The sequence below is a fragment of the Imperialibacter sp. genome, from assembly GCF_048007035.1.
Classification (GTDB): Bacteria; Bacteroidota; Bacteroidia; order Cytophagales; family Cyclobacteriaceae; genus Imperialibacter.
Window position 1 is genome coordinate 5,856,706 of sequence record NZ_CP180355.1, and the last position, 24,628, is coordinate 5,881,333.

Genomic DNA, 24,628 nt, shown 5'->3' on the forward strand with positions numbered 1-24,628 from the left:
CTGGAAAGTAGTTTCCAGGCGCTTTGTCGTTATTTCAGACGGTGAATACTATTCTACTCCACCCGCAACTGCTCTACGGGATTTAGCTTGCTGGTTTGCATCATTTTGTAGCCCACAGCGCCTACAACAATCCCAAGAATAATCATGGTTGGCCAAACATAGTGGGTAATGCTGATGTCGACATGGTAGGCGTAGATGCCATCAAGCACAGAATGCATCACTGCTGACCCACCGGCCAGGCCAATGATGGCGGCAATGCCAAGGATCCAATAGATGTCTCTTCCCAGCAGCTGCGTAATTTGCTGCCACGAAGCTCCCATCACTTTTCGAATGCCAAATTCCTTCTTTCTCTTTTGGGCGATCAAAGAAATGAGTGTGTATAGGCCTAAAATGGAAATGAGGATCGAAATAGTGGCCACGATCATGCTGATATTGATCATGATGAAGTTGGTTTGCCGCACCTGCTGCATCACATCTTCCTGAAGAAAACCTCCGTAGAGCTCCTGCGGAAAAAGCTCATACCACAGTGCTTCCAACTCCCTGTTTTTGTCGGTGGCCAATCCATCGGCCTTTAACGTGGCATAGCGATAACTTTGGGGGCTCATCAGGCGCATTACGCACGGTTTTATTTTGTTGTTAAACATGATTTGCCGCAAGTTGAAATCCTCAACAACACCAATTACCGTGTATCGGTCACCGTCTACTACAATTGGTTTGTTGAGCGCATCTCCTCCCAGCTGGTCGTCCAGCATGCTGTTGATAACTGCTTCCTTTCTGGGCTCTCCTGTATGTGTTCCGTTGCCAGAGAACAGAGACCCGTTAATGAGCCTTATTCCAAGCGTTTCAAGGTAACCAGCACCCACACCTAATTCAGCAATTTCATACTCCTGGCCGTTGAAATCAATCGAACTGTTGTTAAAGCTGAACCCAACCAACGAGCTTGTGCCTGCTATTTGCCTGATATCGGTGTGCTGTTTCAGTCGATCTTCCAGTAACGTATATTGTTGAGGGTCGCTCAAAGGTATATTGATCACCCCGCCCAGGTCATAGCCCCGGTCGAGCCGCTCCTGATACCATGCGTTGTCGGTGGTCACCAGCAGGCCAAATATATTGTAGAAGCAGAGCGCAAACTGAAAAGTAAGCAGCACTGTCATCAGCCTGTTCTTACCAGAAAGCACCACTTTGTTTCTGAAGATGGCGAGCGATGCAAACTTTGAAATGTATAAAGCGGGGTAGGCACTTGCCATCAGCCCAACGCACAATACCAGCACCAAACCAAAGTAAATAAAAGTGGTCCATGGAATCTGATCAGGTTGAATGATCTCATAGCTCATCATAGCATTGTAGCCTGGAATCATATAATAGGTAAGTCCCAGCGCTATCACCACAGCCACACCTATCATAAGGAAGTTTTCCAGAATGAATTGGGTGATTGTACTGGCTCGGTTGCCGCCAAGCACTTTCCGTACGGCGATTTCCTTCAGGCGGTTGCCTGACAGCGCAATGCTTGTGTTGATAAAGTTGAAGCAGGCCAGTAGTAAAATGCCAATGGCGGAACCCAACGTGCCAGCTACTGCTGCCGGATGCATTTGCGGCACAAAAGCAGAATTGTGCAACGATGCCTCTAGGGCTGGCCACTCCAGTATATTGTCGAGTCTGTACCCACTTATTTGTAAGTCCTTGTTCGCTTGGTTTTGAACATCCAGGTAACTATTCATTTGTGACACCACCCTTGTCATATCGCCTTCAGGTGCATAGACAAACGTACCATCTACCCAATTGGACCAGCTATTTTCATCTATTCCATAAAAGCCGGACAAGTGTTCAAAGTCGGCAAGGATAGACAGCCTGAAGCTTGTATTGTTGGGAAGCTTTCTGAAAACATCTTTTACCGTTAATAGCTGCTCCTGATGATTAGGCAATATCACCGTCAACAGTTTGCCGACGGGGTAGGGGTCACCAAAGAATTTCATAGCAGTTTCATCCGACACGTACACTTCACCATGGCCCAGGGCTGGCAGTGGTTCGTTGTTGAGGTTTGCCAAATCAAAGTAGCGAATGAAGCCCGGGTCGGTAAAGGACAAGCCTTCCATGAACAGCTTGTGTCCACTTCCCTCGCTTGATTGACTAGCCAGCTTGACTGCAATGGACTCATTGTGGTAGCGAAAGGCAGCTATGCCGGCGAGGTGCAGGGCAGGGGCAAGGGCCCCGGGGCTGGTGCCAACAGTTGATTCTGCGGTACGCAGTCCGTTTACTTTATAAATCGCCGCCGCTTGAGGGAAGTATTCATTGAACATATCGTTGAAACGATAGTTAAAGTAGCCAATGGTACCTATAGAAAGCGCAAGGGCCATGCCGAGGATGTTGGCTGCGATGTAAAACGGGTTGTGTTTCATGGCCCGCACTGACGTGGTGATGTAGTTTCCGGGCAGCTGACTCACCCGCACAACAGCAGGCTTTTTTATCACCGAGAGGCGGAAAAGCTTCAGCACCTCCAACCGGTAAATTCTTCGGGCTTGCTGTAAACCAACGCTTTCGATGTTCTCCTCAAAAGCCTCTTCCAGATCCCCCTGGAGCTCTTCAAATAGCTCTTCCCGACAAAACCATTGCAGCAGCCGGAACCAAAATTTGGGTAAATGCGGATGGCTCATAACAGTTGTGTTGAAGGGACAAGGCTCCACATTTCGTCTCTGAGGGTTTTCATTTCTCTGAGGCTGGCTTTGCCACTCACAGTGAGCGCATAGTAGCGCTTGCGCCGACCACCACGTTCTTGCGTAGCACCACCGTAGTGCGAGGTGACAAAACCCTTTTCGCTCAACCTTGTTAGGGCGGTGTGGAGAGCCCCCCGGCTTAAACGCCTGTTGAGTCTTTCACTGATGTCCTGCTGGATTTTTAGCCCGTAGGCATCATCATCCAAAATCAGTATCGAAAGCAAAATAACTTCCTGCAATTCACCTAGCTGCGTGCCTTTCATAGTATTAGTGTCCTAATTGAAGACCTAATATAAAAACTTATTTGTTTCCTAAATGAAGACATGACAGAATTTTACAATTTCTCGGTATCGAATGGCCCTTAGATCGAACTTCTGTTTCATTGTTGAGCGGAATAGCGTAGTTTAAGAAGATGAAAAAGGGATTCGGATTTGTTTTGACGATCTGCATTGGTCTGCTTGGTATAGCAGTATTGTACCAGTCAACTTGCCAGTACCTTCTGGAAGCAGAGACCCTTTATGATTATGGCTTACCGACAAAGGCTTATGTGATCGGGGAGAGTATAGTTGAAAAAAACGATAAAATAGGGACGGGTAGCTACAGAGACTATTTGGAAATCACGCCAATCTTAACTTTTGAGCACCCGCAAAAGACTGTTATTGACACGGCCCGGCAATTTACTCGCATGGTTTTGAAATGTAGTACCGACGATCCTTCCGAAGTGCATACCGGCGACACACTCAACCTTCTTGTAAACCCCACAGTGCCGGAAGCCTATATTGTAGCGGGCGAAGCAGACCCCAACAATTGGGTTGGCTTTTTTCTCTGGGGTGGGATAGGTGCGGCCCTTATGTTTTGGTTTTACAAAAGGTTCAAAAGCCATTTCCCCAAAGAGGCTGAAACGAGACAGCTTTGACAGCCGTTAATTTTTAACTAAAACATTAGTTTATAATTAACTATGTTTTTAGTTTTGAAGCGCAACTACCGTGCTTCGTCAGATATGAATAGATTCCCAGCTCTGCTTTTTCTGCTATTTGCCCTTAGCTCATGCAATCGAACGCTGCTGACAAACAATGCACCTCGATGTAAGTTTCGGCTTACGCAACAAGCACTATTGCTCACCGGCAAACGGTGGCAGGAGGTAAGCATAGAGGCGAGGAGATTATCCGCAGGTGCAATGCCCACCACAAAAGATTTCAAAGACGTTACTGGCCAGTTCAGTCCCTCTGATCTTGACGATGTGGCCATCTTTGACGAGAAAGGCACCTATGTCTTCGACGAGGGGCCAGTCAAAGCCCGGCCCGAGAGCCCACAGGTGTATGAAAAGGGAACCTGGTGTATTTGCAAAGGAGGGAACCAACTCATTCTAACCAACGGGCCTGCCATAACAGTCTATGACATCATTCGATTGGAGGAGAAATCATTAGTCCTCCAACTGCACCGAACCAAAGAAGAAGTGGCTGATACTTACTTGCTGACTTACCAACCTTTTTGAGTAGTAATACCTAAGCCGAGCGTGATAACTTGATGACCTCCTTTACAAAAACTGTATCCATCACTTTTGTCAAGCAAAACTGATTTTTTTTGTTTTTCTTCGGACTTTGAATCAATCAGTTCATTTTAACTAACCAGCATTATGAGAAAATTTATCGTTCTATCGTTTTTTGTCGCCCTCTGTTTTCTACAAGCAAAAGCCCAGGACGTCAGCCTGAAAGGCGGCCTTGGATATGCTATGCAAAGTGAAAAAATGGGAGTTCTACTGGGGGCCAGGGTGGGCATCACTCCGAAAATCGATCTCGCAGGAGGTTTTGGCTTATTCTTTCCTGACACCTACAATAATGGCAACGGTACTAAGGTGAAGTCCAACATATGGATGTTTGACATGGACGGTCACTACAATTTTACACCGGGTGGAGCGGTCAAATTGTATCCTTTAGTGGGTATAAATTTCACCACCGGAAAAGTTAAAGTCAATGACACCAAGACAACCAACACAGAAGTTGGTCTCAACATGGGTGGGGGCCTGGCCTATTCCTTCACAAGCAAGATTGACGGCTTTTTTGAGATAAAGTATATTCTGGGCAACGCAGACCAGGGCATGTTGGGATTTGGCGTGTTCTATAAATTATAATAGCTCGCAGGGGGGATGGCCGGTCTGCATTGCGAGACCGGCTGTTCTTATTGGTGCCATGCTAACCACAGATTGTAACTTTGCACTTCAGCTCAGCGGCTCCTATTTTTTGAAACAGAGACATATCTCTTATATTGTACCTCCGGTTGACACCCACGCCCAATGAACCACTACTTCGAAACATTTTTTAGTTATGTGGAACAAATTCTTACCATGCCGGAAAGTGACAAGGAGCAATGCAGGCAGTATTTTACCCCGCTTTGGGTGCCAAAAGATACCATACTTGAAGAATCGGGAAAAGTACCCAAATACCACAATTTCATCGTGTCGGGCTATATGAGGAATTTCCGGGTTGATGAAAAAGGAGAAGAAGTAACAGTTGACTTAAACCACGGACCGAGATTCTTCACTTCTTATTTCCATTTTGCTAACCAGACAGTTTCGAACGAAAACCTCCACTGTATCACCGACTGCGAGCTGCTCAGAATCACCAAAGAAGGTTTTGACATCACGGTGGCCACTGGTTTGACCGCAAAAGACTACGCTTTATTGCTTTTTCAGAGGCTAATGGAAGAGGACAAGCAACGAACGACTGACCTTGCTACCCTCACAGCCGAGCAGCGCTACCTCAAGCTGGTTGCCGAAAAGCCAAACATTCCAAAAAACGTACCGCTCAAATACATCTCCTCTTACCTGGGTATCAAGCCAGAGAGCCTGAGCCGCATCAGGCGGGAGTTGCTTTCCTAACATTTGTTAAGTGTGCTTGCTTTTTGGCCAGCTATTATTGTCTGGTCAAAAAAACTCAATATGAAAGTACAGAATCATTCCGCAGCAACGAAGGCTGTGGATCTTGCCGCAAAGTCGTGGTTTGTAGTGGCGGTAATCGGGCAAATGATCTTTGCCTGTTACGTACTCATGCTCTACTGGAAGTCGGCAGCACTTGGCGACTTTGAAAGGTGGAATGCGGCCTCTTCACACTTCTATGTCAAGGGCGACCTGCTGGGTAACACCATCTTTGGCTTACATGTAGCCCTGGCAGCTATCATCACGATTTTGGGTCCTATGCAGCTCGTTCCACAGGTTCGCAGCCAAGCGCCCAGGTTTCACAGGGTTAGTGGACGTATCTACATCTTTTCGGCCTTCCTCATCAGCCTGGCAGGCCTTTACCTCAGCTGGATAAAAGGATCCGTTGGAGGGCTGGAAGGTTCCGTGGTTATCACCATGAATGCGGTGATTATTATGATTTGTGCCTTCTTCGCAGTAAAAAATGCTATTCGCCGGAACATCGCTTCACACAACCAGTGGGCAGTGCATTTATTCCTGGCCATGAGTGGCGTTTGGCTGTTCCGGGTATTCTTAATGCTGTGGATCATGGCATGGCAAGCACCTGTAGGTTTTGACCCCGAAACTTTCACAGGGCCTTTTTTAAATTTCCTTGGCTTTATGGTCTATGTCTTTCCGCAAGCCATTGTTGCTTTCTATTTTTTGGCTAAAAAGTCAGAGGTAGCATTGACGAAATGGGCGTTTTCCGGCCTACTTTTTTTGATCACTATAGGTACTGCCCTGGGCATAGTAGCAGCTACCATGGGGTTGTGGGTGCCGAGGATGTAGGTTTAGGAATGAACGAGAGGTGCCTGATCAGCCAAACTTGGCGACTAAGGGGGTACGCTAGCCAGCACCACAAGAGTAACCTCGAAATTGATGGGACGGCTTGGGCTTTAAGTGGTGGAACATTCCAAATTTCGAAGCTGAATCATCACTAAGCGAAGCCATTTCGCAGTCCGCCAGCTGGCGGACAGAAATCCTATGCGAGCAGCAAGAGAGTACGGAAACTGAATCGGTGACCCGATTTCATTTCAAAAACAAGGACTTGCAAGGCGGTAGAAGATTCCTCCGTTTCACTGCGGAATGGCTGTTACCGGACGGTGGTGCTCCATGGCGAGTTTAGGTAACTGTTCATTGGTCACCTCACTTTTTCCTGATCTTGAAGCCCAATCATTACTCAGCGAAGCGATTTCGAAGCGGAGCGGAGAAATCATATGCGAGCAGTAAAAGCGTAGGGTGTCTGAATCAATAACCGGATTCCACTTCAAAGGACTTACAAGGCCGTAGAAGATTCCTCCATTTCACTACGGAATGGCTGTTACCGGACGGCGGTGTTCCATGGCGAGTTTAGGTAACTGTTCATTGGTCACCTCACTTTTTCCTGATCTTGAAGCCCAATCATTACTCAGCGAAGCGATTTCGCAGCGGAGCGGAGAAATCATATGCGAGCAATAAAAGCGTATAGAGTCTGAATCGATGGCCTGATTCCACTAAAAAATGACTTACGGGACTGTAGAAGATTCCTCCGTTTCACTGCGGAATGGCTGTGACACAGGGTTCGGCCGTTTGGGCGATTGTTCGAGGATAACTTTGGTTGTTGGAATAGCTGCAACACTGTTGGTGGATGGCCAGGCAATCTTTTGAAGGTCAGTTTGCTGGGATACGACAATTTCGATTCGGAGATGAATCATCACTCAGCGAAGCCATTTCGCAGCGGAGCGGAGAAATCCTATGCATATTGAAAGAGATCTGGAACGGGGTTCTATACATGGAGAACGACTACCTCGCTGTAGTTTCAGGATCAGGTGGCCATAGCATAATCTCGCTATTTAGGAATTTCCACTCAGGGTTAAGTGAATTGATTAGCCCCTCTTTTCGTTTCCTATTCCAATCCTTGATCTCCTTTTCTCTCTCCAATGCATGGCCTGGCAGCGTAAACCTTTCGTAATAGAGCAAATAGTAACAGTAGTACCTCCCTGCAAACGTTTCAGGTTTTCCCCTATTCAGAAAGTGCTCGACTAGTCTTTGTTCAAGGTCGTTAGTCATTCCAACATAGAGCACCTTTTTCGTTGAATTGGTAAGGATGTAGGTGAAGTAGTTACTCATAGTTTAAAAATAACCTTTAACCCTGTATTTAAGAAGTTGTTGATTGGGTTTTTGCCTGGCAAAAGATTATTCACCGCTTCGCTTGGGTAAGATAGTTTCGATTCGAAGCTGAATCGTCACTCAGCGAAGCCATTTCGCAGTCCGCCAGCTGGCGGAGAGAATTCCCATACGAGCAATAAAAGCGTACGGTGTCTGAATCAATGACCGGATTCCATTTCAAAAACAAGGACTTGCAAGGCTGTAGAAGATTCCTCCGTTTCACTGCGGAATGACTGTGACACGGGGTTGGGTCGTCTGGGCGGCTATTCGAGGAAACTTGGGTTGTTGAACGAAATCTTCACTACTAAGAATAGGTGGGGAAATGTTTGTTCTTTGTTCGTTGATCAAAAACAATCATGCTCTCTAAATATTTCATTATTATTACCTACCAAATCACTACGAAAAAAGAATCTGATTCATATCTCTGCTTTCAGCCAGTACCTTAAAAACCGGAAGATGAAAAGCCTGATCACAATGCTATTGATAGTCCTGGCAGCTGTATCAACGCATGGACAGGACATAACAGGGCAATGGAATGGTATTCTGAAAGTGCAGGGAATACAATTGAGAGTTGTTTTCAATATCAATAAAGTTGATGACGGCTTTCAGTCAACCATGGACAGCCCCGACCAGGGGGCCAGAGGAATACCCGTTACCACCACCAGTTTTGAAAATGCCACTTTGAAACTTACCGTCGCAAATGCAGGAATTGAATACGAGGGTATTCTGGGGAGAGACAATGTTGTGGAAGGAAATTTCAAACAAGCCGGGCAATCTTTCCCCATGAACTTGTCGAGGGAAGCAGTTGAAAAGGAAAAAATAGCAAGGCCGCAGGAGCCAACAATGCCCTATCCTTACCACTCCGAGGATATCACGTTTGAGAATAAGAAAGCAGGCATTTTGCTGGCAGGAACATTGACGCTACCTGAAGAGACTGGCCTGTTCCCTGTGGCTATTTTAATAAGCGGCAGTGGTCCGCAAAACAGGGATGAGGAGCTGGCAGGGCATAAACCGTTTCTGGTTTTATCCGATTACCTAACAAGAAACGGTATTGCCGTGTTGCGGTTTGACGACAGAGGAACTGCTTCGTCCGAAGGAGATTTCAAGACCGCTACCAGTGCGGACTTCGCAACCGATGTGGAAGCAGCTATCGACTATTTGCAAGCAAGAAAAGAAATAGACAAGCGTAAAATAGGGCTGATTGGTCATAGCGAGGGAGGGCTCATAGCACCAATGGTGGCTGCCCGCTCCAAAGACGTCGCTTTCATCGTACTATTGGCTGGAACAGGTATCCCCGGCGACCAGCTGCTTTTGGCACAACAGCAACTGATTGGGAAAGCATCGGGGCTTAGCGACGACGTTTTGCAGAAGAATCGGTCAATCAGCGAAAAGGCATTTGAAATGGTGGCCAGCGCTACCAACTCCGAACCGTTAAAAACAAACCTGACGAACTACCTCAGCAGCGCCCTGAAAGAAAGCGGAAGCGGCGCATTGCCGCAGGGCATGAATGTGGATGACTTTGTGAACTTGCAGGTGAGCCAGCTGGTAAGTCCCTGGATGCAGTATTTTATCAAGTATGATCCGGCACCGGCCCTTGTAAAGGTAAAATGCCCTGTGTTGGCCATCAATGGAGAAAATGACTTGCAGGTGCCACCGAAGGAGAACCTGGAAGCCATTAAAAAAGCATTAAACAAAGGGGGAAATAAGCAGGTGACCATTAAGGAATTGCCTGGTTTGAATCACCTGTTTCAGGAAAGCAAAACCGGTTCCCTGGCCGAATACGCCGTCATAGAGCAAACCTTTTCTCCCATGGCCCTGGCGGTGGTATCCGATTGGATAGTGAAACAAATGAAATAAGTCGGCGGTAGAAAGTGCTGATAAAAAGGGGTTGCTCTGGTCAGTAGCATAAGAGGAATCTTTAAATTGGTATAACGGCAGACGTAATAACCGGAAGGGAGTGTTGATAACTTCGTATTGATATTATACCAGCCTCGGTTGGAAGGGTCTCAGTGATCACTTCAAAAATAATTGATTCGTAACACTTTGCTCCCGGGAATTAATGATCATATTCGATCCAGCGAATGCCGATTCAGGGCTACCCATTCGTTTTGCTTTCATCTATGAAAACCAGGTTCCTTACCTCGACAGTACTGACAAGTTATTTTCTACTTGGATTATCCTCCTGTCACCTTTTGACACCGGATGAGGTCTTGCCCGGGCTAGAAGCATATACACTAAAAACAGATGTGCAGGCATTTGAATTAATTTCCATTTTTGTCAAAGACACAAAGCTCTCACAAGCTCATTACAATGGTCAATTTGGCAGGGAAGACATAACAATTGGGAGGGCCAATGACACTCTGCTTGTTGCCATGGTGCCGAATATGGCCGGGACATTTAGCCTGCAAGCTACTATCGAAGGGAAATTGCTTGACCTGCAGTTAAACGTAACTGCTGCGACAGAAGTAGCTGAACCGGCCGTGTACCTTGATGAATTTGTGAAACAGGCCAATTTTAGCCAACTTGAGGCTTCCCTTGATGCCCAGGTAAAGGCAGGCACCAAAAGTAGAGAAGCCGCTGACGCCACTCTAAAGGCCGTGCGGCAGGAACAGGCCGAAACCCTACAAATGTTGCATCAGGCTACTGCTGGGGAAATAAAAGAAGCAGCCAGCTTTATTGCTGTCAACCGCCACCTTTTTGATGAAGTTGAGGCGTCTCTGGCTGAACTTCAGTTGGCCGAAGGTTCAAGCGGAGGACGGGCAATGGTAGATGCTGCAACCAGACAGAAACTCCTCACTTTAACTTTTGCGCTGGCCAAGATTGGTGCTATGGTGGGCGGCCCGGCCCTTGTGCTTGTAGAATTGGGGGCTTTCATTCCAGGCGGTGTGGTGGGTACCAAACTGTGGGCCACTGCCGGAGCTACATTAGGCATCGCTATTTTTCGCAACCAGATCATTAAACAAAAAGAAATTGCCGTACAGGCGGTGCTCGACCTTTTTGACGATAGCATGGTGGCTGTTCAGAAAAGCTTAACTGCTGAATTTCAGCGGACAGCGCAGGAGACTTTTGAAAATGGTCAGCTACGCAAGGTAAATGTGAACCTGCGCATGCGTAATTTGCAGCCTTCCGACCTCAATTCGGAGGTGAGCCTGTATCGAAATTTTGTACTTGCCTACAACATACTTACCGAGTTTTGGAATAGCTATATGACCGAATTCGGGAGCTTCCCGGCTATGCTGCCTCTAAAGGAGAGCACGCTTACGCCAGCTTTTCAGAACATGAGCCTTCACGTGGTCGACAATGCTGATGTGACTGGATCTTTGCAATGGATAGATGGAGAGTATATGGCAGTGTTTACGAGCAATGTTGACGCTGACCAGGATTTTACTGCCCGTTTTACTTATACCGAAGATTACATTGACCCCATTGAGTGGGACGTAGCCAGTCATCTGAAGGTAATCGATTGTGGCGAAGGTATTTCCACGGCACCTGTTATTACCGGAGTGTCCTTCAGTTGTGGATACCCCGACGGTAGCAATAGTGATAAAATTGCTATACTGATTTCTTTTACCGCCGATGGGCCCGGCATCATTGCATATGATGGTTTTGGTTATTGCGAGCTAGCAGATGCCTGTTATCCAACCCGGTTGTATTTTCTGGACTCTCCCGCATCGACCTGGCAAATTGCGGCCAATGGTTATGATGCCGAACTGGTTTCTGGAACCATCAATGCAGGAGTGGTTGCCATTACCATCAAAACCTGTCAGGAAGGAAAGTCGGCCAGGCAGTCTCTTGACGCTAACTATCCGGGTTACCAATGGAAAGTGCAGCTGATCAATAAATGCAACCAACGCTCAAGCGAAATCGGCATTTAAAGCGAAAAAGATTCCTTCAAGTAGACCTATGCTTTTGAAGAGCGGAAGGGCAGACTTGAGTGGTGTTATGTTGACAGGGGAATAGTGGGAACAGCCTTATTTGATGAATAACTTGTCGAGATAATAAAAAAGAGGCTGGAAATGGCAGCCTCTTTTTTATCGACTTGGAAAGCCTATTTATTCACTCCTTAAATATTTCACCGGGTTGATATACACTGCTTTGATGGTTCTGTAGAGTATGGTGAGTAAGGTGATCATAATTACTGCTACAATAGGAACCACAAAAAGAACAGGAGAAATAGTCACCTGATAGGCGAACGTGTCAAGCCAGTCGCTCATGAAGTAGTAGCCAATGGGCAATGCCACCAGTGCTGCTACGCTGATAAGCCAGATGAAATTTTGGCTCACTAGCCAAACGATATGTGGCGATTTCGCTCCCAACACCTTTCTGATACCAATCTCTTTCGTTTTGCGCTCTACGATGAATGTGACCATTCCCAGCATTCCCAGGCAGCTAATCAACACAGCCAGCACAGCAAATGCTTTGAACATAGTACTGAGCCTTTCCTCGCCCTGATACTGGTTTTCAAACGACTCGTCTACAAAATTGTAGTTGATGGTGTTCTTCTGGTCAAATTTGGCCCAGGTCTGCTCCACAAAGGCTATTGTTTCTGAAAGGTTTACCGGGTTTATTTTGAGAGAAATCCTGCGGTAATTATCATTCTTCACCATGATCATGGGGCCTATTTCGCTGTGAAGCGATTCAAAATGGAAGTCCTTCATGACGCCGATGATTTTCCCGTCAGTGCCACCGTAGTTCATCGAACGGTTGATGGCTTCTTCTGCACTGGCAAGACCCATTGCCTTTACTGCTGCCTCATTGACGATAAAATAACCAATGGAATCGGAGTCCATATACCTTTCAAAGTCATTGCCGGCGGCCATTTCTATTCCGTAGGTAGTGATGAAATTTTCATCGGCAACGATGTAAGGTAGTCTGAAATTCACTGGTGTAAGCGAATCACCGAGAAAGATGCTGGCTCCCTGAGAGTCGAGCAGGTTACCTGTCGGAATCCGGGACACAAAGGAGGCGTGAGTGATGTTCTGATTGGCAAGCAGCTCATTTCGGAAAGCGTCTTTTTTGGGATATAAATCGTTCGATAGCGAAACATCCAGCACACTTTCTTTGTCGAAGCCTGGATCAGAGTTGAATATAAATCCCATTTGCGCATCGAGAACCGCCAGCGAGAAGATAATAGCGATCGTAACCACATACTGGAATGTAACCAGCACTGTCCGAAAGTTTATCTTTCCAGTTTTGAAGGTTGATTCCCCCTTGAGCGACCGGATAGTATCCAGCCCCGAAAGGTAAATGGCAGGATAAATGCCGGCCAGCATGGCAACCAGAGCCAACAAACCGAACACAGTCAAAAATAGCTGAAAGTCCTGAAGAAAATTGATGGTGAGCTGCTTGTCCATAAAGTCATTCACCGATGGCAAGGCGATGGTGGCCAGGCCAACTGCAAGAGGAAACGAAATCAATGTGAGTATGACCGACTCAGTAAGAAACTGGCTGATCAGCGAGCCTCTTGAAGCGCCAATTGATTTACGAACGCCGATTTCCTTCATCCTTCGGGTATACCGTGAAGTAGCCAGGTTCATATAGTTGATACAAGCCACCACGATGAGCAGCATACCGATCACAGAGAATATCACCACCTGCGACATGCTGCCATTGTTTTCTATTTCCCCCGAAATATTAGAGGTGAGGTGAATGTCGGTGAGGGGTTGCAGCACCAGTCCGTAGTAGTTATGGGCTTTTACCCCTCGAATATCGGCAATGTGCTTGTCAAAAAAAGCTGACCCGCCAGCTTCCACAGCTGGAGCACCGGCGGCATCGCTGAGCCGCACGTAGGTCAGGTAGTTGTAGTTACCTGTTACATTGTTCGTGACGTCCGGGTTATTGACGACGTTTTCATAAATGGCGAATGGAGCCAGGTAGTCGAAGTGAAAGTGTTGCTGACGGGGCATATTCTCCATCACACCGGTGATTTGGAGCGATAGTCCGGCACCTCTTGCTTCAATTTTCACGCTCTTGCCAACAATGTCCTGCTCCCTCCAGTCGTTGCCAAAGATTCTGATGGCAGCATCTTCGGAGATAACCATAGAAGTCTCGTTGGTGAAGGCAGACTCCTTGTTTCCCTGGAGAAAAGGGAAGGTGAAGATGTCAAAAACGTCAGGGTCAGCAAACACAACCTGCTCGCCTGGGAGCCTTTTATCTCCATAAATAACGTCCGGGAAAGCCCAGGGGAAGAAGCGGGTCGCATGAGTCACCTGTGGGAAGTCCTCCTTAATGCGTGGGCCATGACCAGCGGAGGCAAATGCCCAATGACGGGACAGTGTCTCACCGTCGCCAGAGAAGTTCTTAATCGTTATTCTGAAAATCTCATCTGCATGTTCATGGTTGCGGTCGTAGCTAAGTTCGTCCTTTACAAACAAGGCGATGAGAATAAAGGCAGCCATGCCGGTCGAAAGCCCCAGCAGGTTGATAGCGGTACTCACCTTGTATTTGGTGAGGTTGCGCAGTCCGATTTTGATGTAATTCTTAATCATATCCAATTTATTGTTGAGTTTCAAAAAGGGAAGAAACGGCTTGATCAATGAGGGCCGCATCATACCAGCCACCTGCCTCACAAACCAAAAGTCGGCGGTTAGCTTGCTTGTCTCCGGTTCATGGAATTGATATTCCTCTTCCAGGTCACCAAGTATATCCTCGGCAAAGTCGGCATGGCAGAACCAAAGCAGCCATTTGGTGGCCCAGCTGGGTGGGTAATATTTTGCTTTCCTATCTTCCACTGATCTTCAAATCAAGTACAGCGCCAGGTATGGCATCCCAGAGGCTCATTCTTGTTTCTCTATAATGCTCCAGGGCTTTTACGCCAAAAGGGGTAATCTTAAAGTAGCGCTTTCTCTTGCCGCCTCTTACTGCGGTCGCTTCGCCAAACTCGGAGGCCAGGTAGCCCTTGGCTTCCATTCTGCGAAGAGCCGTTTGCATAGCACCCGTGCTTACTTTGCGTTTCATCCGCATTTCAATTTCCTGCTTGATATTGACACCATAGGCGTCATCATTCAGGATGGCCACAGTCAGCAATACAACCTCTTCAAACTCGCCCAATTGGTAGTTGTTCATAACATTTGCCTTTAATGTCCTAAATGTATATAAAATAGAAAGACATAAAAACCCTAAATGTATATTTAATAGATTGTTAGACGTTTAAATAAGAATTGGGTTGCAGCTTTTGGGTAAAAAGATAAGGGCAAGAGTTGAGTGCTGCCTTCAACTTTAAAACGTCGTCTACCTTGTGGTGAAATAATTAATTTTTCGGCAAAGCCCGTCACCGAATCAGATCGAACGAAAGGTAATGTTGCATAAGCCCAAAGTGTTTGTCTTTACTCAATAGCGTCAAATTGTGCTCAATAACTTGCTGAACAATGATCAGGTCGGTTATCCCCACTTTGTTTACGCCGTTGCTGATATTCAGTGACTGATATTTTCTTATCAGAGACCAATCAATATCCAACTCAACTAACGGGATAGCATGCAGACTATTGATTACGTCCGTTTGCTTTAATTTCTCCAGGGGTGGAATAAGCTCTGTTAAAATAAGTTCATTTGTGCATACAAGGTCTTCCCGTATGTATGTTTCCAGCCTTTCGTAATTTCCCAGCCTGAAGAAGTCAATCCAGATAGAGCTATCGACTAATATTTTGGCACTCAGTCTCATTCTCGTTCCCGTAGCTGATCGAGGTCAATATCAAGGTCAATTTTCCCTTTAAATGATATGAGCTTTAACCTTTGATTTCGATTAATCATCTCCTCCAGGGCTTCCGTTACCAATTGACTTTTGGTTTTTGCGCCGGATATCTTCATGGCTTTATCGATTAGCCCATTGGGTAAATCCAGAGTAGTTCTCATAGCACATCAATTTATATGTAAGATAGCATATAAAACGGTGTATTTGCCTATGAATTAACTGATTGAAAACAACAATGCCGGGCCATTCACTCAAACAACCCCAGCTGCCCACCCCGTAAACCCTTTGGTGGTTTTGCTTCTCCCTTCACCGTTCTGCCTCCGTAGCGCCAGCTATTCTCTCTTTCCTGCTTGATCACGTCTTCAAGACTGCCTGTTGGCTCAAAGTCTTTTTCCAGAGCTTGTGATGCTTTTGTCAGCGAATTCAACGCTTTCAACTTCTCGTTGTGGCCCAGCTTTGCTTTTTCAATTGAAGTTCTCAGCACGTCAATGCTCTCGTCGTATATCTTAGTCGGCACAGGAAAAGGATGCCCGTCTTTTCCACCATGAGCGAAACTGAACCTGGCGGGATCGCTGAAACGGGAGGAAGTGCCATAGATTACCTCACTCGCCAGGGTTAACGATTGGAGCGTACGTGGGCCGAGGCCTTCAAGAAGCAGCAGGTTTTCAAAATCATGTGTAAGCAAATCCTGCGCCAGCACCAGCACAGCACCCAGTCGTTTAAGGTCGACATCCTTCGCTTGCACATCATGATGGGAGGGAAGCCTGATCTTTTTGATCTCGGCAAGCATCTTATCAGGATTTTCCTTTGAAATAGCGATGATTCCGTTCTTTGACGTATGAGCCTCTTTATGTGTGAGGTTAAGTATCTGCCCTTGATTTCGTCCGTAAATGAAGGTGTGTGGCTCCTCGGTAAAGCTTTTTAGCTCCGAAGAATGCCAGTGGTACCTTCTTGCATAGCCTGTTTTATCATTCATTCCCTGCTGGATAACAGACCATTCTCCTGTGTCTGTCAGGACGAAAGAGTGAAGATAAATCTGGAATCCATCCTGGATGGCTGTGTTGTCCACTTTGGCGGAAAGTCGGCTGCTACGTACTAACTCAGCCCCGTTGAGCCCCGTTTTGTCAGCAATAGCCATGAGCTCGTTGGGAGTGTTGCGGCTGTGCTTCCCCCGTCCTCCGCAGATGTAGATGCCAAGCTCTTTTGAAATCGGGTTGATCGATGACTTCAAAGCACCCATTACAGAGGTTGTAATACCCGATGAATGCCAGTCCATGCCCATTACACAGCCCAGCGATTGAAACCAGGCAGGGTCGCTCAGCCGCTTGATCACCTCTGCTTTGCCATACTCCAGCACAATGGCCTCTACTATGGCGCCGCCTAACAGTGACATGCGTTCCGCCAGCCAGCGAGGCACTGTGCCATAGTGAAGCGGAAGATCGGCGTGGCCTGAGCGTTGCATGTTTTAAAGTTAAGGCTATTACACTACAAACGCTTTTCTGCCCGGAAAAAAACCGAATCTGTTCTCATGCTTTTCAGGCTCACCACCCGATGGGCGTTTTGGAACCCACGGTTTGACTGATCTGAAAAATCACGACTTCCACTGTTTTTGGATAAAAAAAGGATGCATCGCCGATATTCCTTTACATTCCGATCTAAATTCGATAAAATAGCCGCTTTATACCTACTCAAAAACGAATTGAAGCTTTTGCCTGGCTAAATGAGCATTGCCATCATTGGCCGGCCGACGCTGACCATCAGTCATGAAAAGAATTTCCACCCTCTTCCTGTTCATAGCGCTTTTACCCGGTTGTCAACAAAACAATCAAACATCCTCAAACCAACAGCCAGAGCCGATTGGCGCTGACAATGTTGCCTATAAATGGGGCAAAATGGCCTTAAAAGCTACCGCCAATGACACGGAGAAGTTCAAACCACGTCCTACCATAACCTCCCGTTACCTGGGATTGATCTTCGTGTCGGTTTTTGACGCTTGGTCCAGATACGACGAAAAAGCAACGCCTGTTTACCTTTCCGGAGTTGAACGAAGACCTGCCGATGATCAAACCCTTAAAAATAAAGAGGTTGCTATCAGCTACGCAGCTTTCCGGGCAATGAATGAATATTATTTTTCCGACGAGCCCATGTTCCGGGATTTCATGAAGGAATTGGGGCTTGATCCAGACAACGAATCGCTGGATGCTAGCACACCAGAGGGAATAGGCAACCTGGCTGCCAAAGCAGTGATTGAAGCACGAAAAGGCGACGGTGCCAACCAATATGCGGAGGAAGAGGGCTCCGGTGGTCAGCCCTATTTCGACTATACTGGCTATGCGCCGGTAAACTCCATTGATGAAAACAAAGATCCGAATCGCTGGCAGCCCAAATATTTTTCAGACGGCAAAGGAGGGAAGTATGCGCCTGGCTGCCTCACACCCTTTTGGGACAAAGTGAAGCCAGTGGCGCTGAAGTCAGGTGACCAGTTTCGCCCGGGACCACCACCCATGGTAGGGTCGGAACAACTGGAAAAAGAGGTGTGGGAGGTGATAGATATGCAGGCCAACCTCACCGACGAACAAAAGGCTCTTGTGGAATTTATGCGGGACGGTCCGCAGTCGGTGCAACAGGCTGGCCATTGGCTGAAATTTGCTCAGGACGTTTCTGTGCGGGACAACCATACCCTTGACCAGGACGTGAAGATGTACTTCTACAATCAGGTAGTAGCCATGGATGCTTTTATTACTTCATGGGATTCCAAGATGTTCTACGATTATGCGAGGCCTTATGCGTTGGTGCATCAATACTACGATGACCAAAAGATCAAAGCCTGGGGCGGTGAAGGAAAGGGCATGATTGAAATGAAAGGCAATCAATGGCGACCTTATTCTCCTGAAACCTTTCTTTGTCCGCCGTTTCCCAGCTATGTATCCGGCCATAGCACCATCAGTGGGGGATGCGCTGAAGCGTTGAAGCTATGGACAGGGAGCGACGAATTTGGCTCCGAGTCGGTTTTGGTGGCGGGGGCCATGACAGAACCCGACAACCTGGGTGACACCGTAACTTTGCGATTTCCAACATTCACCCAAACAGCTGAAATGGCTGGCATTTCAAGGGTGCTAGGGGGCTATCATATCCAATCCGACAATATTGAAGGACTTAAGCTGGGCCGTGAGGTGGCGAGGGAGGCCTGGAAGTTCTATAAGATGCATGTGGGAGAGGAGTAGAAGGCAGTTAAGGGTATGAATTGTCTGTAAAAACTGTTCGCCAATTTTTATCTTTAGACACTGCATTGCTCAAATGAAAGTTGCCAACTCACAATTATCCGACCTTCCTTTTATCTTCCAGCTATTTGACGAATCAATCAGGTATCAGGAAGCAAAAGGCTATCCGGTCTGGCGCAACTACGACAAGGGAGCGATCATCAGAGACATTGAGCAGGGCAATCAGTACAAGGTGGTTGCCGGAGCCGATATACTTATTGTGTTTAGCGTGGCTTATTCTGACAAGCTCATTTGGAGAGCTATGGATCAGGGTGATGCTGTGTATTTGCACCGTATTGTGGTGAACCCTGCTTTCAAAGGACAGAGGCTCTTTGGCCACATTGTGGATTGGGCGAAGAGCCATGCCCGGCAGAAAGGTCTTAGCGGCGTTCGAATGGACACCTGGGCGGCTAACCCCAACATTATCAACTATTACCAGAGCTTCGGCTTCACCTTCGTTGAGAACTATATTACGCCCGATAGTGAGGAGTTGCCTGTCCATAATCGCAAGCTCGGGCTGAGCTTATTGGAGCATAGGTTGTAGCGTTTTGGTTAAGATATTTCTCGTAATTATCGTATCTTCCCTTTGGAACCAACCGGTTACAATTATTTCCAGTTTACTCATAACTTATCCAACATGAAAAGTATTTCAATTAGAGCTTTCGGACTTTCAGTCCTTTTTGTTTTTGCTGCACTTGTTTATGCCCAGGCGCAGCCTAAGAGCCCCAAAATGACCGCCAATGGAAAGGTTGGCGATGCAAACATTACCATCGAGTACAGCAGCCCTTCTGCAAATGGCAGAGAGATTTGGGGTGGACTTGTGCCCTACGGCAAAGTTTGGCGAGCAGGAGCCAATAATGCTACCACCTTTGAAACCGACAAAGACATCATGGTAGGTGGCAACAAACTTGCCAAAGGCAAGTACAGCATCTACATCATTCCGAGTGAAAAGGAATGGCAGGTGATATTCAACAAAGAAGTGGGGCAATGGGGTATTAACAGAGACGGCACCAGTACCAGAAAGCCAGAGAGTGATGTTTTCATAGTGAAAACCACGCCTATGGCAGCCGACATGCAGGAGTCGCTTTCTTATGCGGTGGCAGGGGATAGCTTTACCATAGCATGGGAGAAGCTGAAGGCATCAGTACCGTTAAAATAGGAAACGTTTTCTACTCATACAGAATACCCGCTGGCTTGTGGATTTTGAATCTTCACCAGTGGGTATTTTTTTGGGGTTTCCTTTGCTTCTCCCGAATAAGCCTTGTTGCTTTGGAAACAAAACTGATGAGCCAGGCAACAAAATACTGTTGATCTCCCTTACTCCTTAGATCAGTTTTCGGTGGTGTCAAATAGCTTATTGGCAAGCACTTCTTTCTTGCCCTCCAGTGGAATTGTGATTGTAATGGAAGTACCTTCATCGGGCGCTGACTCAACTTCTATCGACCCGTGCAATATCTCAAGCTGGGCTTTTACGAGGTACAGGCCTATCCCACGTCCCTCTACGTGCGTGTGAAATCGCTTGTAGAGCTTAAATAGCTGTTTTTTGTAAAGCACAGCGTCAAACCCCAGCCCATTGTCGGTGATTCGTATAACTGCACTGTCGTCTACTTCCCAACTTTTTGCTTTTACCACCAGGTTTCTGTCCCACGACTGGTACTTGATAGCGTTGCTGAACAGATTATGAAAAATGCTTTGAATCATAGACTGAACCGTGAATATCTCAGGTAGTGCCGAAAAATCACTCTCAATTGTTTCACTCCCGGTGAGGCTTTCTTTCAATGAGCGAATACTCTCCTGCCACTCCTTTTCCAGATCCACGGGCTCACGATAATGACTGGGTGTCGTTCTTAGATCCAGGAGCTGCCCTAAGTCTTTAATGATTTGATCCAGGTCTTCTGCCGTGGTGCCCATTAGCCCGATCAGTTGCTTTGAACTTGTGTCATCCAGCTCTCTGCTTGCCAAATCGGACAAGCCGAGCAGCCGGGCGACTGGCCCACGAATATGGTGAGAAACCGTATACGAAAATTGCACCAGCTCATTGTTATATTTAACAAGCTCCTCGTTCGTTTTCACAAGCTCGTTTGTTTTTTCCTCCACTAGCTGTTCGAGACCCCGGTTAAGCTCGCTGATCCTTTCGTTGTTAGCGGCCAGCTCCTCCGACTGCACCTGAATGCGCTGATTTTTTTCCACAATAGTGGAGTGCAATGCCTTGATTCTCTTATAGAAACGATAGTAGGCAATGGCCACAAAGCCCAGCAATGCGAGGCCGGCGAGTCCCACGATCAGTAGCAGAAACTGCTGATCCAGCTTCGATTTCTGTAGGGCAATCTGGTTGTCAGCCAACAGCTTTTCTTGTTGTAATGCCCTGATGTCCCGGTCTCGCTGGTCGATCTGGTGCATCTTTTCAAGGTTGGCGAACTTTCTGCTTATATCAGATTTGTGCAACGAGTCCTTTAACTGACTGGCCTTTATTGAGTAGGCCAGGGAGGCTTCGAATTGCCCCTGAGCAGCCAGCAGATCCCGCCGGGTGTTGAAGCACATAATCAATATTTCATTGGCTTCAGTCAAACCGCAATAGTACTCAGCCTTGTCAAGGAAGTGAGTCGACTCCTTGAATTTTTTTAGTTTGAAGTAGGCATCAGCCAGCCCCCAGTTAACTTGCGCAAGGCTGTAGTCTGAACGAGCTTCTTCAGCAAGCTCGAGACTCCGGCCGTAATAGAGTAGTGCCTCTTCATACATCTGTTGCTTCACCCTCAGATAACCCAAATACATCAGGGCGTCGCTGCTGCCCCTTTTGGCATCAACTGCCTGAAAAACATTGAAAGCTGAGTCCAGATTGCTTTGTGCCTCATCAAACCTGCCTAATTCTGTTAGTGTGGCTCCCTTTAGCAGAAAAGACGTGCCGATTTCCGCCTTCAGTTGGGTGTTAGCTTGCAAAGCTATGACTTCATCTGCCAGCACAACGGCTTGAGGGAAATCGCCCAACCGATAATGGATCCATCCCATGGTGGTGATAATGCTGCGAACTTCTGCGTTGTAACCACGCAGCTTGCAGAGTTCAAGGGCGGGATACAAATGATCAAGGGCCAGCTCGTACTCCGCTCGGTGGGCAAATTCAAGACTAACGTCCATTTGCAGGGTTATATATTTGCGGATGAGTGATTTTTCCAAAAAAAGCTGCTGGCAGAGTCCATCAGCACCATCGCTCCGTCCACATCGCCTTTTTTAAACAAGATCAACCCTTTGATATGAAGGATGTCGAAACGGCTTTCCTCATACTCGTTGGCACTGGCCGCAATCTTTTCAGCATCCGAAAGGATACTGTCAGCCGCACTTACATTATTGTTCCTGATGCTGTTATTCGCCTTTAGCAGAAGGGCTTCGATCAGCAATGCTTTTTTAGGCAGTCTCCTGCGTATGGCAATAGCGCTGTCGAGGTATGTTTGCTGCTGGTCAATTTTGTGCTGTTGCCCGTAGGCAGCACTCATATTACGGTAAATTTTCGAAAGGGTGGCAGGATCTGACTCATCGCTAAAAAAGAAAAGGGCTTTATTGAAGAAATACAAGGCTGAATCGGTGGCAACTTCTTCCAGCGACAGGTTGCCAAGCTGGAGATATGAATAGCCTGTGTTTTTCCTGTCTCCGATCTGCTCCGACAGTCGCAGGCCCTTGTGTAAGTGAACATGGGCGGGAGCAAGAAAGCCGGAGAGGTATTCATTAACACCTTTGTACGTATAGGCTATGGCTTCTCCCTTACGATAGGCAATCTTCTTGCTTAACTCAATCGCCTGTCCATTATATAGTTGTACTTTCTCATTATCGACAGTGATAAACTCGTAGGTGAGCTGATTGAGAACATCAACTTTTGCTTCATTTTTTGACCTCGTCAATACCTGCTCAAGACTATCGGTTGTCGACAGTTGGCTTAGGCTTGTGCGGCTGATGCACAAGGAAAGACACAACAAAATGAAACATCTAAAAGGAGGCATTGAGTGAACTAAGGTCGGATAGATCGAAGTCTCTTCTGATCAAAAGTCATAGCTTACCCTTGTCAAAAGATCACTATATAATACAAAATTTTAACGATATTTCATAAACCAGACAGCTTCGAAAAGGTTATTAATTGAGCCGTTGGTTTCGAGATAGTAGCTGCAAAATAACGGAAATCAACGTTCATAGTCAAAAACATTTAGAAGGTATTAAACTGATTTTCAGCACTTTTAGTTGATTGTAAAAACTGAAGAGGAGTGAGGAAAGAAGGCCAAATTTGCTGGTCGCTTTTGTTGTGCCCGCCAACACCAATCTGTCTGGCAGGAGTAATCTACAGATACACATTTGACTTTTATTTTTTACAAATTTCCCCCATGCATGGGCAGCTGGCTATGGTTAGAATGGGGTTTGGCTAACTTCCATAAAGGGTGGGCATTGGCTTGCCGGTGAAAACAATGCGAAGTCTCCCTATTTATAGCTATATTCCTGATGTATGCCGGAAGGTGAATACCCTAACCTGAGCTGGTGACGCTCGGCACAAACATCGGAACAGCTATGATCGATTTTTTAAGCTTTTGCAACAGGCTTTGCCCACTTGATAAGGAAGCGTCCGACGATTTGCTGGAGAAACTAAAGAGCCGGACGATTGAAAAAAATGACTTCATTTTGAAACGGGGAGAGGTATGCCGCCACCTGTGCTTTGTCGACGAAGGACTGACCAAAACATTCTTCACCAGCGAAGACAAAGAATTCGTCATGCGCTTCTTCGCTGAGCATTCCATGCTTACCGTGCTCGACAGCTTTGTGTCCGAAATGCCGTCGAATTATGGAATGCTGGCATTGGAAAAAACGAGGGTTACCTATATCAGCAAGCCTGACCTGGAGCAGCTTTGTGGCAAACACCACTGTGTGGAGACTTTTTTCAGGAAACTGGTGTCCATGGCGGCGGCCAATATGATGAAAAGGGTGAGTGAAATGCTGGAAGATAACGCTACTGCCCGCTACAACCACTTTGTGGCGAATGAGGGGCAGCTCCTGCAGCGGATCAGCCTCGGCGACCTTTCTAACTATTTGGGTGTCACACAAGTAACTCTCAGCCGTATCAGGGCCAAGAAGTGATTTTTTAACATTTGTAAAAAGACGGCTCAGCTTTTCTTCGAAAGTTTGCATCAACCAACTTTTTACAACCATGCAAACATCGAAATCAACCAGAATTTTTAGCCAGGTCATTGTCATCACCTTCTGTATTGTCATGCCAACAATTGGCTATATCAACATCGGGCTTCCACCAGTGATCATTGTTGGAGGATCTGCCCTCGTCGGCTTCCTGTTTTGGTATTTCACCTACCTTAAGAATCCTACTGATCCAAAAATCATTTTGCCGTTGTTTTTGCTCACCGTGGCCGGTCTGCAAATTCACATCATTGAAGAGTATGAAACGGGCTTTGCGCCAGCCATGAGTCGGCTTTTCGAAATCCCCTGGACAGAAAGGAGCTTTTTGCTTGTTTTTGCTCTTGTGGGCCCGACGGTCTACACATTAACTTCGCTGGGCCTTTATTACCGGGTGCCGCTGGCGGGCTTTATTGCCTGGTTCATTTTTATCGGGCCAGGTGTGGCAGAATTCACTCACTATGTCTTTCCGTTGCTGACGCCCAGCCTGGAGCCAGGCAATGTGAGCGACATTACCCAAACCATTCATGGAGTGGAAGTAGCCGACATGCCCAACTACTACTACAAAACAACTGGTAACTACTACTTTTCGGGCATGTGGACCGCCTTTCTGCCCATGATACCGGGTATCTATTCGATTTACAGGCTGATGAAGGAGCATAGACTCCAGGCGAAGTAGGGGGCTTGCTGGTAAGGATATGTGTCG

At 46.9% G+C, this 24,628-nt stretch carries 23 protein-coding genes; 12 read left to right on the plus strand and 11 right to left on the minus strand.

Annotated elements, in window-relative coordinates:
* Window positions 1–53 precede the first annotated feature (53 nt).
* Together ACMVP2_RS24985 and ACMVP2_RS24990 are read right to left on the minus strand one after the other, a co-directional pair.
* Window positions 54–2,651 (minus strand): FtsX-like permease family protein, encoded by a 2,598-nt coding sequence (locus ACMVP2_RS24985; RefSeq protein WP_416865584.1) that lies wholly within the window; start codon window positions 2,649–2,651, stop codon window positions 54–56.
* Window positions 2,648–2,974, minus strand: coding sequence for a PadR family transcriptional regulator (locus ACMVP2_RS24990; protein ID WP_416865585.1), 327 nt, complete (start codon window positions 2,972–2,974; stop codon window positions 2,648–2,650). Before ACMVP2_RS24990 ends, ACMVP2_RS24985 begins: the two co-directional genes overlap by 4 nt.
* A 149-nt stretch (window positions 2,975–3,123) precedes the next feature.
* On the opposite strand from ACMVP2_RS24990, the gene ACMVP2_RS24995 reads away from it, so the two are divergent.
* From ACMVP2_RS24995 to ACMVP2_RS25015, 5 genes are all read left to right on the plus strand, one after another.
* The gene (locus tag ACMVP2_RS24995) at window positions 3,124–3,627 is read left to right on the plus strand and encodes a hypothetical protein (protein ID WP_416865586.1); all 504 of its coding nucleotides are present in this window, start codon (window positions 3,124–3,126) and stop codon (window positions 3,625–3,627) included.
* Between the two features lie 42 nt (window positions 3,628–3,669).
* Window positions 3,670–4,206 (plus strand): hypothetical protein, encoded by a 537-nt coding sequence (locus ACMVP2_RS25000; RefSeq protein WP_416865587.1) that lies wholly within the window; start codon window positions 3,670–3,672, stop codon window positions 4,204–4,206.
* Between the two features lie 141 nt (window positions 4,207–4,347).
* The gene (locus ACMVP2_RS25005; protein ID WP_416865588.1) at window positions 4,348–4,842 is read left to right on the plus strand and encodes an outer membrane beta-barrel protein; all 495 of its coding nucleotides are present in this window, start codon (window positions 4,348–4,350) and stop codon (window positions 4,840–4,842) included.
* Window positions 4,843–5,004: 162 nt separating this feature from the next.
* The gene (locus ACMVP2_RS25010; RefSeq protein ID WP_416865589.1) at window positions 5,005–5,589 is read left to right on the plus strand and encodes a Crp/Fnr family transcriptional regulator; all 585 of its coding nucleotides are present in this window, start codon (window positions 5,005–5,007) and stop codon (window positions 5,587–5,589) included.
* Between the two features lie 60 nt (window positions 5,590–5,649).
* Window positions 5,650–6,453, plus strand: coding sequence for a DUF2306 domain-containing protein (locus tag ACMVP2_RS25015; protein WP_416865590.1), 804 nt, complete (start codon window positions 5,650–5,652; stop codon window positions 6,451–6,453).
* 287 nt (window positions 6,454–6,740) lie between these two features.
* Here ACMVP2_RS25015 and ACMVP2_RS25020 read toward each other — a convergent pair whose 3' ends face one another.
* The gene (locus tag ACMVP2_RS25020) at window positions 6,741–6,881 is read right to left on the minus strand and encodes a hypothetical protein (protein ID WP_416865591.1); all 141 of its coding nucleotides are present in this window, start codon (window positions 6,879–6,881) and stop codon (window positions 6,741–6,743) included.
* 565 nt (window positions 6,882–7,446) lie between these two features.
* Window positions 7,447–7,773 carry a GIY-YIG nuclease family protein gene (locus ACMVP2_RS25025; protein WP_151996743.1) on the minus strand — a complete coding sequence of 109 codons (327 nt, stop codon included), beginning with the start codon at window positions 7,771–7,773 and terminating at the stop codon, window positions 7,447–7,449.
* A gap of 495 nt (window positions 7,774–8,268) precedes the next feature.
* Between ACMVP2_RS25025 and ACMVP2_RS25030 the strand changes: the two genes are divergently transcribed.
* Both ACMVP2_RS25030 and ACMVP2_RS25035 read left to right on the plus strand, forming a co-directional pair.
* Window positions 8,269–9,669, plus strand: coding sequence for an alpha/beta hydrolase family protein (locus ACMVP2_RS25030; protein WP_416865592.1), 1,401 nt, complete (start codon window positions 8,269–8,271; stop codon window positions 9,667–9,669).
* Between the two features lie 263 nt (window positions 9,670–9,932).
* Window positions 9,933–11,687 carry a hypothetical protein gene (locus ACMVP2_RS25035; protein ID WP_416865593.1) on the plus strand — a complete coding sequence of 585 codons (1,755 nt, stop codon included), beginning with the start codon at window positions 9,933–9,935 and terminating at the stop codon, window positions 11,685–11,687.
* Window positions 11,688–11,864: 177 nt separating this feature from the next.
* Here the strand turns inward: ACMVP2_RS25035 and ACMVP2_RS25040 are convergent, their stop codons facing one another.
* From ACMVP2_RS25040 to ACMVP2_RS25060, 5 genes are all read right to left on the minus strand, one after another.
* Window positions 11,865–14,543: an FtsX-like permease family protein gene (locus ACMVP2_RS25040; protein ID WP_416865594.1), complete on the minus strand. Its 2,679-nt coding sequence runs from the start codon at window positions 14,541–14,543 to the stop codon at window positions 11,865–11,867.
* Window positions 14,533–14,877: a PadR family transcriptional regulator gene (locus ACMVP2_RS25045; RefSeq protein ID WP_317491642.1), complete on the minus strand. Its 345-nt coding sequence runs from the start codon at window positions 14,875–14,877 to the stop codon at window positions 14,533–14,535. Before ACMVP2_RS25045 ends, ACMVP2_RS25040 begins: the two co-directional genes overlap by 11 nt.
* 205 nt (window positions 14,878–15,082) lie before the next feature.
* Window positions 15,083–15,472, minus strand: coding sequence for a PIN domain-containing protein (locus tag ACMVP2_RS25050; RefSeq protein ID WP_416865595.1), 390 nt, complete (start codon window positions 15,470–15,472; stop codon window positions 15,083–15,085).
* Entirely contained in the window at window positions 15,469–15,663 is a 195-nt protein-coding gene (locus ACMVP2_RS25055; RefSeq protein ID WP_317491644.1) for a type II toxin-antitoxin system VapB family antitoxin, read from the minus strand. Before ACMVP2_RS25055 ends, ACMVP2_RS25050 begins: the two co-directional genes overlap by 4 nt.
* An 86-nt stretch (window positions 15,664–15,749) precedes the next feature.
* Window positions 15,750–16,964: a DUF763 domain-containing protein gene (locus ACMVP2_RS25060; RefSeq protein ID WP_416865596.1), complete on the minus strand. Its 1,215-nt coding sequence runs from the start codon at window positions 16,962–16,964 to the stop codon at window positions 15,750–15,752.
* A 301-nt stretch (window positions 16,965–17,265) separates the two neighbouring features.
* Here ACMVP2_RS25060 and ACMVP2_RS25065 point away from each other — a divergent pair, with 301 nt between their 5' ends.
* From ACMVP2_RS25065 to ACMVP2_RS25075, 3 genes are all read left to right on the plus strand, one after another.
* A complete protein-coding gene (locus tag ACMVP2_RS25065; RefSeq protein ID WP_416865597.1) occupies window positions 17,266–18,726 on the plus strand; it encodes a vanadium-dependent haloperoxidase in 1,461 nt (486 codons plus the stop codon).
* A 73-nt stretch (window positions 18,727–18,799) separates the two neighbouring features.
* The gene (locus ACMVP2_RS25070) at window positions 18,800–19,306 is read left to right on the plus strand and encodes a GNAT family N-acetyltransferase (RefSeq protein WP_416865598.1); all 507 of its coding nucleotides are present in this window, start codon (window positions 18,800–18,802) and stop codon (window positions 19,304–19,306) included.
* A 93-nt stretch (window positions 19,307–19,399) separates the two neighbouring features.
* Entirely contained in the window at window positions 19,400–19,921 is a 522-nt protein-coding gene (locus ACMVP2_RS25075; protein WP_416865599.1) for a DUF2911 domain-containing protein, read from the plus strand.
* A gap of 170 nt (window positions 19,922–20,091) precedes the next feature.
* Here the strand turns inward: ACMVP2_RS25075 and ACMVP2_RS25080 are convergent, their stop codons facing one another.
* Window positions 20,092–21,894: an ATP-binding protein gene (locus tag ACMVP2_RS25080; protein WP_416865600.1), complete on the minus strand. Its 1,803-nt coding sequence runs from the start codon at window positions 21,892–21,894 to the stop codon at window positions 20,092–20,094.
* A gap of 8 nt (window positions 21,895–21,902) precedes the next feature.
* A complete protein-coding gene (locus ACMVP2_RS25085) occupies window positions 21,903–22,652 on the minus strand; it encodes a hypothetical protein (RefSeq protein ID WP_416865601.1) in 750 nt (249 codons plus the stop codon).
* A gap of 655 nt (window positions 22,653–23,307) precedes the next feature.
* On the opposite strand from ACMVP2_RS25085, the gene ACMVP2_RS25090 reads away from it, so the two are divergent.
* Complete coding sequence (locus ACMVP2_RS25090; RefSeq protein ID WP_416865602.1) at window positions 23,308–23,871, plus strand: Crp/Fnr family transcriptional regulator; 564 nt, start codon at window positions 23,308–23,310, stop codon at window positions 23,869–23,871.
* 70 nt (window positions 23,872–23,941) lie between these two features.
* A complete protein-coding gene (locus tag ACMVP2_RS25095) occupies window positions 23,942–24,601 on the plus strand; it encodes a hypothetical protein (protein ID WP_416865603.1) in 660 nt (219 codons plus the stop codon).
* Window positions 24,602–24,628: the final 27 nt, after the last annotated feature.

Coding starts and splice junctions, on each gene's coding strand:
- ACMVP2_RS24985 (WP_416865584.1), bottom strand. CDS start 2,651: ATGAGCCATCCGCATTTACCCAAATTTTGGTTCCGGCTGCTGCAATGG.
- ACMVP2_RS24990 (WP_416865585.1), bottom strand. CDS start 2,974: ATGAAAGGCACGCAGCTAGGTGAATTGCAGGAAGTTATTTTGCTTTCG.
- ACMVP2_RS24995 (WP_416865586.1), top strand. CDS start 3,124: ATGAAAAAGGGATTCGGATTTGTTTTGACGATCTGCATTGGTCTGCTT.
- ACMVP2_RS25000 (WP_416865587.1), top strand. CDS start 3,670: ATGTTTTTAGTTTTGAAGCGCAACTACCGTGCTTCGTCAGATATGAAT.
- ACMVP2_RS25005 (WP_416865588.1), top strand. CDS start 4,348: ATGAGAAAATTTATCGTTCTATCGTTTTTTGTCGCCCTCTGTTTTCTA.
- ACMVP2_RS25010 (WP_416865589.1), top strand. CDS start 5,005: ATGAACCACTACTTCGAAACATTTTTTAGTTATGTGGAACAAATTCTT.
- ACMVP2_RS25015 (WP_416865590.1), top strand. CDS start 5,650: ATGAAAGTACAGAATCATTCCGCAGCAACGAAGGCTGTGGATCTTGCC.
- ACMVP2_RS25020 (WP_416865591.1), bottom strand. CDS start 6,881: ATGATTTCTCCGCTCCGCTTCGAAATCGCTTCGCTGAGTAATGATTGG.
- ACMVP2_RS25025 (WP_151996743.1), bottom strand. CDS start 7,773: ATGAGTAACTACTTCACCTACATCCTTACCAATTCAACGAAAAAGGTG.
- ACMVP2_RS25030 (WP_416865592.1), top strand. CDS start 8,269: ATGAAAAGCCTGATCACAATGCTATTGATAGTCCTGGCAGCTGTATCA.
- ACMVP2_RS25035 (WP_416865593.1), top strand. CDS start 9,933: ATGAAAACCAGGTTCCTTACCTCGACAGTACTGACAAGTTATTTTCTA.
- ACMVP2_RS25045 (WP_317491642.1), bottom strand. CDS start 14,877: ATGAACAACTACCAATTGGGCGAGTTTGAAGAGGTTGTATTGCTGACT.
- ACMVP2_RS25050 (WP_416865595.1), bottom strand. CDS start 15,472: ATGAGACTGAGTGCCAAAATATTAGTCGATAGCTCTATCTGGATTGAC.
- ACMVP2_RS25055 (WP_317491644.1), bottom strand. CDS start 15,663: ATGAGAACTACTCTGGATTTACCCAATGGGCTAATCGATAAAGCCATG.
- ACMVP2_RS25060 (WP_416865596.1), bottom strand. CDS start 16,964: ATGCAACGCTCAGGCCACGCCGATCTTCCGCTTCACTATGGCACAGTG.
- ACMVP2_RS25065 (WP_416865597.1), top strand. CDS start 17,266: ATGAAAAGAATTTCCACCCTCTTCCTGTTCATAGCGCTTTTACCCGGT.
- ACMVP2_RS25070 (WP_416865598.1), top strand. CDS start 18,800: ATGAAAGTTGCCAACTCACAATTATCCGACCTTCCTTTTATCTTCCAG.
- ACMVP2_RS25075 (WP_416865599.1), top strand. CDS start 19,400: ATGAAAAGTATTTCAATTAGAGCTTTCGGACTTTCAGTCCTTTTTGTT.
- ACMVP2_RS25080 (WP_416865600.1), bottom strand. CDS start 21,894: ATGGACGTTAGTCTTGAATTTGCCCACCGAGCGGAGTACGAGCTGGCC.
- ACMVP2_RS25090 (WP_416865602.1), top strand. CDS start 23,308: ATGATCGATTTTTTAAGCTTTTGCAACAGGCTTTGCCCACTTGATAAG.
- ACMVP2_RS25095 (WP_416865603.1), top strand. CDS start 23,942: ATGCAAACATCGAAATCAACCAGAATTTTTAGCCAGGTCATTGTCATC.